General features: G+C 43.6%; 11 protein-coding genes. All 11 read left to right on the top strand.

The genetic code is table 11. The features are described from left to right. The first annotated feature begins 129 nt into the window (after nt 1-129). Nucleotides 130-1,425, top strand: coding sequence for an aminopeptidase PepB (gene pepB / locus AACQ81_RS01665; protein WP_237386058.1), 1,296 nt, complete (start codon nt 130-132; stop codon nt 1,423-1,425). Nucleotides 1,426-1,542: 117 nt separating this feature from the next. Beyond that, nucleotides 1,543-1,971, top strand: coding sequence for an enhanced serine sensitivity protein SseB C-terminal domain-containing protein (locus tag AACQ81_RS01660; RefSeq protein ID WP_237386057.1), 429 nt, complete (start codon nt 1,543-1,545; stop codon nt 1,969-1,971). Between the two features lie 456 nt (nt 1,972-2,427). Beyond that, entirely contained in the window at nt 2,428-2,856 is a 429-nt protein-coding gene (gene ndk / locus AACQ81_RS01655) for a nucleoside-diphosphate kinase (RefSeq protein ID WP_237386056.1), read from the top strand. A gap of 315 nt (nt 2,857-3,171) precedes the next feature. Continuing rightward, on the top strand, nt 3,172-4,350 hold the full coding sequence (locus tag AACQ81_RS01650; protein WP_237386055.1) for a bifunctional tRNA (adenosine(37)-C2)-methyltransferase TrmG/ribosomal RNA large subunit methyltransferase RlmN: 1,179 nt from the start codon (nt 3,172-3,174) through the stop codon (nt 4,348-4,350). 72 nt (nt 4,351-4,422) lie between these two features. Continuing rightward, on the top strand, nt 4,423-4,905 hold the full coding sequence (locus AACQ81_RS01645) for a fimbrial assembly protein (RefSeq protein WP_237386054.1): 483 nt from the start codon (nt 4,423-4,425) through the stop codon (nt 4,903-4,905). Between the two features lie 176 nt (nt 4,906-5,081). Then, on the top strand, nt 5,082-6,137 hold the full coding sequence (rodZ, locus tag AACQ81_RS01640; RefSeq protein ID WP_237386053.1) for a cytoskeleton protein RodZ: 1,056 nt from the start codon (nt 5,082-5,084) through the stop codon (nt 6,135-6,137). 161 nt (nt 6,138-6,298) lie between these two features. Further along, nucleotides 6,299-7,420 carry a flavodoxin-dependent (E)-4-hydroxy-3-methylbut-2-enyl-diphosphate synthase gene (gene ispG, locus AACQ81_RS01635; RefSeq protein WP_237386052.1) on the top strand — a complete coding sequence of 374 codons (1,122 nt, stop codon included), beginning with the start codon at nt 6,299-6,301 and terminating at the stop codon, nt 7,418-7,420. A gap of 157 nt (nt 7,421-7,577) precedes the next feature. Beyond that, on the top strand, nt 7,578-8,855 hold the full coding sequence (hisS, locus tag AACQ81_RS01630; RefSeq protein ID WP_237386051.1) for a histidine--tRNA ligase: 1,278 nt from the start codon (nt 7,578-7,580) through the stop codon (nt 8,853-8,855). A 13-nt stretch (nt 8,856-8,868) separates the two neighbouring features. After that, a complete protein-coding gene (locus tag AACQ81_RS01625; RefSeq protein WP_237386050.1) occupies nt 8,869-9,489 on the top strand; it encodes a YfgM family protein in 621 nt (206 codons plus the stop codon). 18 nt (nt 9,490-9,507) lie between these two features. Then, complete coding sequence (bamB, locus tag AACQ81_RS01620) at nt 9,508-10,680, top strand: outer membrane protein assembly factor BamB (protein WP_237386049.1); 1,173 nt, start codon at nt 9,508-9,510, stop codon at nt 10,678-10,680. 277 nt (nt 10,681-10,957) lie between these two features. Further along, nucleotides 10,958-12,448: a ribosome biogenesis GTPase Der gene (gene der / locus AACQ81_RS01615; protein ID WP_237386048.1), complete on the top strand. Its 1,491-nt coding sequence runs from the start codon at nt 10,958-10,960 to the stop codon at nt 12,446-12,448. The last annotated feature ends 397 nt before the right edge of the window (nt 12,449-12,845 follow it).

Genomic DNA, 12,845 nt, shown 5'->3' with positions numbered 1-12,845 from the left:
TAGCTTGGCATAGTCTGCATTTAATGAAAAACTGGCAAACGCCAGTTTTTTTATTAATCCCTCTTACTGTATAACTGAAACGGTAAGCGATGTAACACAGTCAACAAATAAGATAAGAAGCGAGAAAAAATGACAAAGCAAATCATGCCGATAACACTGTCTTATGAGCCAGCTAACGCTTGCTGGGGTGAAAAAGCACTAATCAGTTCCAGTGAGCAAGGGATGACTATCCATCTGGAAGGCAATGGAAAGTTAGGGGCAGTCCAACGCGCAGGACGTAAAATTGATGGGCAAGGAATCCGCAATGTTGCTCTAGTGGGCGAAGATTGGGATCTGGAAAAAAGTTGGTCATTCTGGTTAGGTTTCCGTTCTCCTAAGGGGCTGCGTACAATTGAGTGGCCTCAACTGCCCGTAACGGAAAAACAAGAATTGGAAAGAAGAATCAAATTTGTTGATTGGGTACGCGATACCGTCAACCTCCCAGCTGAAGATTTAGGGCCAGAACAGCTTGCAAAGCGTGCCATTGATTTACTGAGTGGTGTAGCGGGCGATGCAGTCAGTTACCGAATCATCAAAGGAAATGATCTGCGTGAACAGGGATACATGGGAGTACATACTGTCGGTCGTGGTTCTTTCCGTGACCCTGTTTTTCTGACATTAGATTTCAATCCAACAAAAGATGCAAAAGCACCTGTTTTTGCATGTCTGGTCGGTAAAGGCATTACTTTCGATTCCGGTGGGTACAGCATTAAGCCTTCCAATTTTATGGATTCCATGAAATCGGATATGGGCGGTTCGGCAACTTTAACAGGTGCATTGGCTTTGGCAATCAGCCGTGGCTTGACGCATCGTGTAAAACTGTTCCTATGTATTGCAGACAACATGGTAAGTAGCAACGCTTTCAAATTGGGTGACATCATTCACTATCGCAACGGCAAAACCGTTGAAGTCATGAATACCGATGCAGAAGGGCGTTTGGTTCTGGCTGATGGCCTGATTGATGCCAGTGCGGAAAAAGCTCCCCTGATTATTGATGCAGCAACGTTGACCGGAGCCGCAAAAACAGCGGTCGGAAACGATTACCATTCTGTACTCAGCTTTGATGATCAATTGGTCTCCGAGTTATTGGCTGCGGCTGATAGCGAAAATGAATTGTTCTGGCGTTTACCGCTGGATGAATTCCATCGCAGCCAATTGCCATCCAATTTTGCTGAACTGAACAACATTGCGTCACCTTCACATTCAGCGGGAGCAAGTACTGCGGCAGCATTCCTGTCCCACTTTGTAGAGAACTACAAAAAAGGTTGGGTACATATTGACTGTTCAGCAACCTATCGTAAGTCTGCTGTAGAACAATGGGCAGCCGGTGCAACGGGATATGGTGTACGTACTATTGCCAATTTATTGCTGGCTAAAGCGGAATAAAGCTTAAATTAAGTCACTCTTCATTCATCTATTTTGATAGCTCCTCATAAGAGGAGCTATGATTTAACCTTTCAACATGCTTAACTTCAGTTCAAACAGCACTGTTCGGAGATTTTCATGAGTTTGTCAAATGGGCCTGCCGTTACCGAAATAAAGGTTCCAAGTGGAAGCAGAATTACTCTCAGCCAGCCCGAGGAACAACCTGCTCGGCTTATTGAGGCGTTGATTGATTTATTCAAACAGCATAAACCTATTCGGCGTGCTTTTCTGGTCATGGCCCAAGATAAAAGTGTGGATGAAAAGCCCAATTTATTAATTGGCTTGGAATTCAGTGAAGCCACGGCAGGAAATGAAATTAACTTAATGATTCAAGAAGCGGGTGAGCTGGCTTGTGAGTACCTTGACGAAGATGACTCGGTCGACTTTTGTCTGCTTGATGAAAAAGAAAGGGGGATCAGCCATTATCTGATTCAGCATACCCAACCTTTCTACCAGCGCAAATTAGGTAGCTGGTTGCGGGATACCATTCCTGTGATCAACCAATAAAAATCAATCTGCTTGTCATCTCAAAGAAGATATAACGATTAATGTTTGTCCTGTGACCTATTGTAATTTGATTGCAACGAGCAAACCAATATTACGAGAGGTATCCAAAACTCGTTCTTTTATCTTCTCTATATTTTAATTCCTGTATCATATGAATATCTATAAAAAATAATATTACCGGCTATATTCAGGTGAGATATCTATAAATCCGTTTAACTCGAGTTATCTTGTTGTGCATAACTGAGTAAAAATGTGATTTATGCTAAAAAATGATAATTTTCGCTAAGAAAGTTTTAATAAAATATTGTGTTTTTTGTAGGCAAGCAGAAAGTCTCCTCCTATAATCAACACCTATTTTTATTCCTGTCAGATACAGGGTAGATTTGCTCCTCAGTTTTCCTCAGGGGCGTAAAAATTAAAATGAATCATCGCTGAAAGTGCCAAAGAGGTTATCGAATGACGATTGAACGTACTTTTTCCATTATTAAACCTAACGCAGTAAAGAAAGATGTTATCGGTTCTATCTATGCCCGTTTTGAAAGTGCAGGGTTTAAAATCATTGCGGCCAAAATGCTGCATTTGACCCGCGAACAAGCAGAAGGTTTTTACGCTGAACACAAAGGCCGTCCTTTCTTTGATGGTCTGGTGGAATTCATGACCTCAGGTCCAATTACGGTACAGGTTCTGGAAGGCGAAAACGCAGTTCAGCGTCACCGTGATCTGATGGGTGCAACTAATCCCGATAACGCCTTGGCTGGCACTCTGCGTGCAGACTATGCAGACAGTTTTACTGAAAACGCTGTCCATGGTTCAGATTCTATCGAATCCGCAAACCGTGAAATTGCCTATTTCTTCAGTGATGATGAGATTTTCCCTCGCTACTGAGACTTCAGTTACCCGTAGCATCTAAACAGTAAAGTTTGTACAATGTCGCGCCTCACTGATTTTATTTAGTGGGGCGTTTATTATTTTATTTCAATGTTCGTTCGATTTTACCGACATTCTATGCCCAATAGGTTTTAAATCGCCGCCAACAAATGGCAATTGGCAAGATGAAGGAAATATATGTCGGAATCCAATATCATTGGAATAGAATGACCATTGAATTGGCAGTCACCGCATGAAAACTTAGTGCTGAAATATAGTGCTGAAATAAAATCAGCACAGAGCCGAAAGTGTAACAACGAGGCGATGTAAAAAATGTCCCAACTTAACGAAACCGTACCATCTTCAACCTCCGCCGTATCTGTCACTCCTGAAAAGAAAAACGGTAAAATTAATTTGCTCGACCTTAACCGTAAGCAAATGCGTCAATTTTTCCTCGATATGGGTGAAAAACCTTTTCGTGCCGATCAGGTAATGAAATGGATGTACCATTATTGCTATGACGACTTTGAGCAAATGACAGATATCAATAAAGTACTCAGAGCGAAACTGCAACAAGTTGCTGAAATCAAGGCACCGGAAGTTGCAGAAGAACAACGCTCATCTGATGGTACTATTAAATGGGCGATTACTGTTGGCGATCAACAGGTTGAAACGGTTTATATCCCAGAGGATGATCGCGCGACACTGTGTGTCTCATCTCAGGTGGGATGTGCTTTAGAGTGTAAATTCTGTTCTACTGCCCAGCAGGGTTTTAACCGTAACCTGCGGGTATCTGAAATTATCGGTCAGGTTTGGCGTGCCGCCAAAATCATCGGTTCACTGAAATCCAGTGGCCGTCGTCCTATCACTAACGTAGTTATGATGGGAATGGGAGAGCCGTTACTTAATTTGAACAATGTCGTGCCAGCAATGGAAATCATGATGGATGATTTCGGTTTTGGCCTGTCAAAACGTCGTGTAACATTGTCAACGTCTGGTGTCGTTCCTGCACTGGATAAATTGGGTGATATGATTGACGTTGCTCTGGCTATCTCCCTTCATGCACCTACCGATGATATTCGTGACGAAATCGTGCCAATTAACCGCAAATATAACATTGAAGAGTTCTTGGCAGGTGTACGCCGTTATCTGACAAAATCCAACGCTAATCAGGGGCGTGTCACGGTGGAATACGTTATGCTTGATCACGTCAATGATAGTGTTGAACAAGCGCATCAGTTGGTGGAATGCCTGAAAGATACGCCAAGTAAAATCAATCTTATCCCGTGGAACCCGTTCCCAGGAGCACCTTACGGGCGTAGTTCCAACAGCCGGATCGATCGTTTTTCCAAGGTTTTGATGGAATATGGTTTTACAACCATCGTGCGTAAAACGAGAGGTGATGATATTGATGCTGCGTGTGGACAGCTTGCAGGTGAAGTGATTGATAGAACAAAACGGACGTTGAAAAAACGCCTGACGGGTGAACCTATTCAGGTAAAAACAGTCTGATTTTTTGTTTAATATCGATTTTTAGGCTAAAAATCTGGCAAAGTTTGACATATCCTTATAAATGAAAATGGTATGATACGGAAATCAATAATAATTTGGTCTATAGTTTGTTTTAGCTTATTGACGAGCTGTGCGGAACATTCAGCCCGTCGCGGCCAAAAGATCGTTGCCATAGAGACACGATTACAGCTAGGAAAGGCTTATTTGGTGGAACGGGATTTACCGGCTGCCAAATATCATTTTCAGAAAGTCTTGCTGGCGGAGCCGCGTCATCCAGAGGCACATTTAGGGATGGCACTGCATGAACAATATGCAGGCCGGCCGGAAACCGCCAGCCAGCATTACAGAATGGCCATGCAGTATGCGCCAGGAAGTGATACTGTAGTACGTCATTACCATGCTTTTCTCTGTGAACAAAAGCAGTATGAAGAAGCTAAAAAATTGGTCACGGGAAGTGTGGAAAGCAACATATACCCAATAGATTTCAAGTTGCAGCGCGGCAGCAATGAAATTGATTCCCCAGAACACAGTTCGCTATGTGATAAGGGTGAATGAGCGCGGCTAAAGCTAACTTGAAAGATCAAAGGTATAAGCTGCTACATTTGTGATAAATGATTTACTGCATTTGATGCAGTAATAAGATGATTTCGCTACTCAAATTAAGTTATGTGCTCTATTAAGTTAATTTGCGTAAATTCTTTAACCCAGAACAGTACCAGTGTCCTTAGCTAATGAAGACTGAAACTTACCCAGAAGAAGCCAATCTGACAGCAGGTCAGATTCTGCGCCAGGCTCGTGAAAAATTTGAACTTTCTCAGCAAATTGTGGCAGATCGTTTGTGTCTTAAACTGTCGACTGTTCGTGATATCGAAGAAGATACGATCCCGTCAAATCTCACTTCGACATTCTTGCGTGGCTATATTCGTTCTTATGCAAAACTTGTCCAAGTGCCTGAGTCCGAAATCCTGAGCATTTTAGACAAACAAATGCCTACCAAAAACGTGAAGGTTTCTCCAATGCAAAGTTTTTCGGCGGGGAAAAAACGTAAAAAACGTGATGGCTGGTTAATGAAAATAACATGGTTTGTCATCATTGTGTTATTGGGAATGACAGGCCTATGGTGGTGGCAGAATTATAAAGCTCAGCAAAAAGAATTGACTTCAATGGCAGAGCAATCTAGTACCCATGAGCGGAGTGGTGAACATGATTTTGGCACTTCAACGACTATGGCAGATAATTTATCTGTACAGCCGAAAGGAAGCCAATCTGTAGAGACCTCTCAAGAGCCAGTATCACAAGAAAAAGCTTCTCCAGCACAGACAAATACTGGAGCAAACAATGATGCTTCAGTAAATGATAGTGCTTCAATAAAGAATAGTGCTTTAGTAAACAATGGTACTTCAGCTGTTTCCAGTGCTCCAGCATCTACTGCAACAGAGCCAAAAACCGTAACGTTGCCCGTAAATCCACCGACAACAAATACAACTTCAGCGAATTCTGCTGTGAGTACATCATCGGCTGATGTGAATAATATCAAGACCGTAAGCAGCAACGAATTGATGATGAATTTTAATGGAAGATGCTGGTTAGAAGTCAAAAACGCTAAAGGTAAGATATTGTTCAGCGGAACCAAAAGTAAAGGCGAAAGTCTGAAGTTTTCCGATGAATTATCCTACTCACTGAATATTGGTGCACCTGCTCAGGTGAAGGTTCAGTTCCAGGGAAAACCTGTAGATCTCAGTACTTTTGTTAAGAAGGGCGTGTCGGCCAAACTGACATTGAAATAAACACTGGCGAATTTCTTGTGCCAAAGATTCGGGCGGACATTGAAGAATAAGAATTCATGTTCGCCTGTGTGTGTATTATTTAGCTCAGTGTGTATTATTCACCACAGCATAGTTGTAATTTTTATAAACAAAATACAGGGATGTAGGGGAGTAATGTAAAAATGCATAATGAATCACCGATAAAAAGACGTAAGTCCACACGTATTTATGTCGGTAATGTACCTATAGGGGATGGCGCCCCCATCGCAGTGCAATCAATGACCAACACACGGACAACTGATGTTGGGGCGACAGTTAATCAGATCCGGGCGCTCGAACGTGTAGGTGTGGATATTGTTCGTGTTTCTGTGCCAACTATGGATGCGGCTGAAGCCTTCAAATCCATCAAACAGCAGGTCAATATCCCGCTTGTGGCTGATATTCACTTTGATTACCGCATCGCGTTGAAAGTAGCAGAATATGGTGTGGATTGCCTACGCATTAATCCCGGCAATATTGGTAACGAAGAACGCATTCGTCAGGTTGTGGACTGCGCCAGCCACCATAACATTCCAATTCGTATTGGCGTTAATGGTGGGTCACTGGAGAAAGATCTCCAGGAAAAATATGGTGAACCGACACCAGAGGCATTGGTTGAATCAGCGATGCGCCATGTAGATATTCTGGATCGCCTGAACTTCGATCAGTTCAAGGTGAGTGTCAAAGCATCTGATGTTTTTTTGGCCGTTGGCGCTTATCGTTTGCTGGCGCAAAAAATTGATCAACCTTTGCATCTGGGAATTACTGAAGCAGGGGGTGCCCGGGCCGGTGCGGTTAAATCCTCAATTGGTCTGGGAATGTTGTTGTCAGAGGGGATCGGCGACACGTTGCGCATCTCTTTGGCCGCAGATCCGGTAGAAGAAGTTAAAGTCGGCTTTGATATTTTGAAAGCATTGCGCGTCCGTTCCAGAGGCATTAATTTCATTGCTTGTCCGACTTGTTCACGTCAGGAATTTGACGTTATCGGTACAGTGAATGCGCTTGAACAACGTCTCGAAGATTTAATCACTCCGATGGATGTTTCGATCATTGGCTGTGTTGTAAATGGCCCGGGAGAGGCAGAGGTTTCAACGCTTGGTGTTACAGGAGCGAAAACCAGAAGTGGCTTTTATGAAGATGGCATTCGCCAGAAAGAACGCCTTGATAATAAAGATCTGATTGATCAACTTGAAGCCAAGATCCGAGCGAAAGCTTCTATCCTTGATGCCAATAATCGGATTAGCGTTAACCAGCTTGATGGATGATATGCCTGATGCTGGCCCGTATTATTACGAGCCAGTATATAACTTTATCCGGGTATCTGATTGGGTATGTAGCTATAGTTTTTCTTGCTGATTGAACCTTGCGAGTATTCGCTTTTATAATCGACGCCATTGTATAAATATTAATAAGAGATAAAACGTGACAAAAAATATCCCAGCTATTCGTGGTATGAACGATTGCCTCCCTGTTGAAACGGCCGTTTGGCAACGAATTGAATCTACAGTGAAACGTGTGCTGTCAGGTTATGGTTTTAGCGAAATTCGGACACCGATTGTAGAGCAGACCCCGTTATTCAAACGTGCGATTGGGGAAGTCACCGATGTTGTCGAAAAAGAGATGTACACCTTTGATGACCGTAATGGGGAAAGTTTGACCCTACGCCCAGAAAATACTGCTGGGTGTGTTCGTGCCGGTATTCAGCATGGTCTGCTGTACAATCAGGAACAGCGTTTATGGTATATCGGGCCTATGTTCCGTTATGAGCGTCCACAAAAAGGTCGCTCTCGCCAATTCCATCAGTTAGGTGCTGAAGTATTTGGTCTGCAAGGGCCGGATATTGATGCTGAAATGATTTTAATGACTGCCCGCTGGTGGCGTGAGTTAGGTATTGCTGACCATGTGACGCTTGAACTTAACTCTATTGGTTCACTGGAAGCACGTGCAAATTACCGTGAAGCTCTGGTGGCATTTTTGGAACAGCATAAAGAGAAACTGGACGAAGACTGCCAGCGCCGTATGTATACCAATCCACTACGTGTTCTGGATTCCAAAAATCCTGAAATTCAGCAACTTCTTAACGATGCACCGGAACTGTTTGATTATCTTGATGCCGAATCAAGAGAGCATTTTGATGGCCTGTGCCAGATCCTTAATAGCGCAGGTATCAAATATCGTATCAACCAGCGTCTGGTTCGTGGTCTTGATTACTACAACCGTACTGTTTTTGAATGGATAACATCCGCATTGGGTGCTCAGGGAACAATCTGTGCAGGTGGTCGTTACGATGGTCTGGTTGAGCAATTAGGCGGAAAGGCAACACCGGCAGTGGGTTTTGCAATGGGCATGGAACGTATGGTTCTGTTAGTTCAGGAAGTCAATCCTGACTTTGTTGCAGATCTGACAGTTGCTGATGTTTATCTTTCTTCCTTTGGTGAAGGTAGCCAGCAGGCAGCATTGATACTGGCAGAGAAGATCCGCGATCAACTACCAGAATTACGTCTGATGACCAATCATGGTGGTGGTAACTTTAAAAAACAGCTGGTACGTGCAGGTAAGCATGGAGCCAAAGTTGCCCTGATCCTTGGAGAAGACGAAATTCAGGCAGGCAATATCACGGTGAAAGATTTACGTAACGGTGAACAAGAAACGTTGCCACAACAAACGATCGCAGCGCGTTTGACCGAATTGTTAGGCTAAGGAGAAAGACTCTGTGGAAGTCTATACCACTGAAACTGAACAAGTTGACGCAATAAAGCGTTTTTTCGCCACCAACGGTAAATATATTGCTGTTGGTTTAGTTCTGGGCATTGGGGTTTTGATTGGCTGGCGTTATTGGCAGACTCATCAAACAAACCAATTATATGAGACAGCAGCGGAATTTGAGGCGTTGAACACATCGCTGGCGTCGGGATCAAAAGAAAGCATTGCAGCCGCAGAAAAATTCGCTAATACAACGGATAACATCTACGGTGTGATGGCTGATCTGGAACTGGCAAAACGTGCTGTTGAAAAAAATGATTTGGCTCAGGCTGAGAAAAATTTGCTAACCGCATCTGGCAAAGCCAAAGATGAGGACATGCGAGCTATTTCGAACCTGCGTTTAGCCAGGGTTCAATTGGCGGAAGATAAAACAGATGCTGCATTGAAAACACTGGAACAGGTCAAAGGTAAAGGCTGGGTGGTTGCGACGGAAGATCTCCGTGGAGATATTCTGGCGAAAAAAGGCGATATTGCTGGTGCGCGTGCAGCATATTCCAAAGGGCTTGAATCAGAAGGCCCTCAGGTAATGAAAGATTCCATTAAAATTAAATTTAATAACTTATCCAACTAAGGGAGCTAATAACTTCTAATGCAACTGCGAAAAACACTCTTGGTTGGGCTGGTTGCTTCTGTTCTGCTGGCTGGTTGTTCGAGCGAACAGGATACGGTAGAAATGTCACCGTTACCGAAGATTGAAAATCAATTCAATCCCCGTGTTGTTTGGGATAAGTCCGTTGGGAACGGCATCGGGCACTATTACTCTCGCTTATCACCAGCTTGGCAGGGTTCAACAGTTTATGTTGCTGATCGCGACGGTGTTGTCAAAGCGCTGGACATAGATAGTGGCAAAGAATTGTGGGCAACTAATTTGTCCGAGAAAACAGGTTTTTTGTCATCCAACTTGCCGGCACTGCTTTCCGGTGGTTTGACGGTATTTGATGATCGCCTTTATGTTGGTACAGAAAAGGCAAAAGTCATCGCACTGGATACAGAAAACGGCAAAGTTGAATGGGAATCAACGGTTGCCGGTGAAGCCTTGTCACGTCCTGTGGTAGAGAGTGGACTTGTCTTGATTCATACTGGCAACGGCATGTTGCAGGCATTGAAAGAAACAGACGGCAGTATCGTGTGGTCAGTCAATATGGATACACCGCCGTTATCAGTTCGTGGTGAATCGGCTCCTGCTGTAGCTTACGGTGCAGCGGTTGTAGGCGGTGATAATGGTCGTATCAGTGCAGTTTTGCTCTCTCAGGGCGAGCTGATTTGGCAGCAGCGTATTTCGCAGGTAACGGGTTCTACCGAAATTGATCGCCTGAATGATGTTGATATGACTCCCGTCATTTCTGACAATGTTATTTACGCCATTGCTTATAACGGCAATTTAGTTGCAATGGATATGCGTTCAGGCCAGATTATCTGGAAACGTGACTTAGGCTCTGTGAATGATATGGTTGTAACTGATGACAATATTTTTATTGTTGATCAGGACGACCGTATTTTGTCTCTGCGCAAAAGTGATGGCGTTACATTATGGGCACAAAGTGATCTTTTGCACCGTCACCTGACTGCACCAGAAATGTATAATGGTTATCTGGTTGTAGGAGATAGCGAAGGTTATTTGCATTGGTTGAATATGGCTGATGGCAAATTTGTAGCTCAGCATAAGGTTGATGGTTCTGGCCTGTTGAGCCGCCCGGTTGTTGCTAGTGATAAACTGATGGTACAAGCGAAGGACGGGACAGTTTACCTGTATACCCGCTAATTCCAAAACATGTGTTAAGGCTATCCCAATGGATTTTGAGTTGCAGCCAATAATAACGCTGTAGCTTGAAAGATAAAGGGAATATAGATAGTGGCACAAAACTTTACACGGCTCCTGTGCTGACAGTAACAGGGGCCGTTTCGTCTTTTTAATATCCTGTTGTCGTGGACGATGTTGTAATGGACAATGCTGTTGTGGTTAATTTTGTAGTGAACAACGTTGAGTTCTTTCATTTTCAGCAGGATATAGATTTAAATTGAGTCATGAGGCATCAAAAATGATACCTGTCATTGCGCTGGTTGGGCGCCCCAATGTTGGAAAGTCCACCTTATTTAACCGATTAACCCGGACCAGAGATGCGCTGGTAGCGGATTTCCCTGGCTTAACCCGTGATCGTAAATATGGACGGGCAGAGGTTGAAGGGCAGGAGTTCATTATCATTGATACGGGAGGTATTGATGGTATGGAAGAGGGTGTAGAAACCCATATGGCTACGCAATCTTTGATGGCTATCGAAGAAGCCGATATCGTTCTATTCATGGTTGACGCCAGATCAGGGTTGATGCCAGCAGATCATGGGATTGCAAAGCATCTGCGTAGTCGTGAAAAAGCAACCTTTCTGGTAGCGAACAAGACTGATGGCATTGATATTGAAACATCTATTGCAGAATTTTATTCACTGGGATTGGGCGACATTTATTCCATCGCGGCTTCTCACGGTCGTGGAGTCACGCAACTGATTGAACGGGTATTACTGCCTTTTTCCGATAAAGAGGAAACAGAAGAAGTCGAATTAACTGAAGAAGAAGCCAATGCTGCTTATTGGGCAGAGATAGAACAGGCTGAATTGGATGCTTCTGTTGAAGAGGAGCCGGAGGAAGACTTCGATCCTACTACTTTACCTTTAAAGCTTGCGATTGTTGGTCGCCCAAATGTGGGAAAATCTACATTAACCAACCGTATTCTGGGGGAAGAGCGTGTTGTTGTGTATGACATGCCCGGTACAACCCGCGACAGCATATATATTCCCATGGAGCGTGATGGCCGTGAATATATTCTGATTGATACCGCAGGTGTTCGTAAACGTGGAAAAGTCACTGAAACTGTAGAGAAATTTTCTGTTATCAAAACACTTCAGGCGATTGAAGATGCCAATGTCGTATTATTGGTAGTTGATGCCCGCGAAGGTATTTCAGATCAGGATCTTTCTCTGCTTGGTTTTATTCTTAATAGTGGTCGTTCACTGGTTATCGCTGTCAACAAATGGGATGGCATGAGTCAGGAAGATAAAGATCACGTTAAGGACATGCTGGATCTGCGTCTGGGATTTGTTGATTTTGCCCGTGTTCACTTTATTTCTGCGCTGCATGGCAGTGGTGTCGGTAATTTATTTGAATCAATTCTGGAAGCCTATGAAAGTGCGACCCGTCGTGTGAACACGTCTTTGCTGACTCGCATTATGCGTATGGCAGAAGACGATCATCAACCGCCGATGATCCGTGGTCGTAGGGTGAAAATGAAATACGCTCATGCAGGGGGCTACAATCCACCTATCGTTGTTATCCACGGTAATCAGGTGACAGATTTACCTGATTCTTATAAGCGTTATTTGATGAACTATTTCCGCCGTTCTTTAAAAGTGATGGGAACACCTATTCGCATCCAATTTAAAGAAGGAGCTAACCCTTACGCAGGTAAGAAAAATGCGTTGACGGCAACTCAGCTTCGTAAGCGTAAGCGTTTGATAGAACATTTGAAAAAGCGTTAATTACTTTAAGAAACTAAATAATAAAGGGTTATTTTTAACCCTTTATTATAAAAGCATATTCATTTCTATTTCTTATTATTTCCTCTTTCAAACTACAGCTTATTATTGGCTGCAACTCGAAATTCATTAGGTACATGCACCTGAGGATTCATTCTCTTGCCGTTACGCAATAATTCGAAACATATTGGATATAGATAGTTTATACCTGTCGTCTTTCAAGTTGCAGCTTTGTTGGCTGCGTTCACTCACCCCGGTCACATAGTTATCTATGCTCCAGGGGATTAATGAAAGGCTCCTGCCTTTCACCGGAGGCCAGCCTTTGGCTGGGCAAATTCGTTCCCGACGAATTTGTCATTCCCTTGCCGTCGCGCTGCATCTTGAAATCCAATGGGTATAG

Origin of the sequence: Xenorhabdus sp. Sc-CR9 (assembly GCF_963897815.1) — a bacterium.
In the GTDB taxonomy this organism is placed as follows: domain Bacteria; phylum Pseudomonadota; class Gammaproteobacteria; order Enterobacterales; family Enterobacteriaceae; genus Xenorhabdus.
This window is presented reverse-complemented; position numbering and strand designations above follow the sequence as displayed.

Coding starts and splice junctions, on each gene's coding strand:
- pepB (WP_237386058.1), top strand. CDS start 130: ATGACAAAGCAAATCATGCCGATAACACTGTCTTATGAGCCAGCTAAC.
- AACQ81_RS01660 (WP_237386057.1), top strand. CDS start 1,543: ATGAGTTTGTCAAATGGGCCTGCCGTTACCGAAATAAAGGTTCCAAGT.
- ndk (WP_237386056.1), top strand. CDS start 2,428: ATGACGATTGAACGTACTTTTTCCATTATTAAACCTAACGCAGTAAAG.
- AACQ81_RS01650 (WP_237386055.1), top strand. CDS start 3,172: ATGTCCCAACTTAACGAAACCGTACCATCTTCAACCTCCGCCGTATCT.
- AACQ81_RS01645 (WP_237386054.1), top strand. CDS start 4,423: ATGATACGGAAATCAATAATAATTTGGTCTATAGTTTGTTTTAGCTTA.
- rodZ (WP_237386053.1), top strand. CDS start 5,082: ATGAAGACTGAAACTTACCCAGAAGAAGCCAATCTGACAGCAGGTCAG.
- ispG (WP_237386052.1), top strand. CDS start 6,299: ATGCATAATGAATCACCGATAAAAAGACGTAAGTCCACACGTATTTAT.
- bamB (WP_237386049.1), top strand. CDS start 9,508: ATGCAACTGCGAAAAACACTCTTGGTTGGGCTGGTTGCTTCTGTTCTG.
- der (WP_237386048.1), top strand. CDS start 10,958: ATGATACCTGTCATTGCGCTGGTTGGGCGCCCCAATGTTGGAAAGTCC.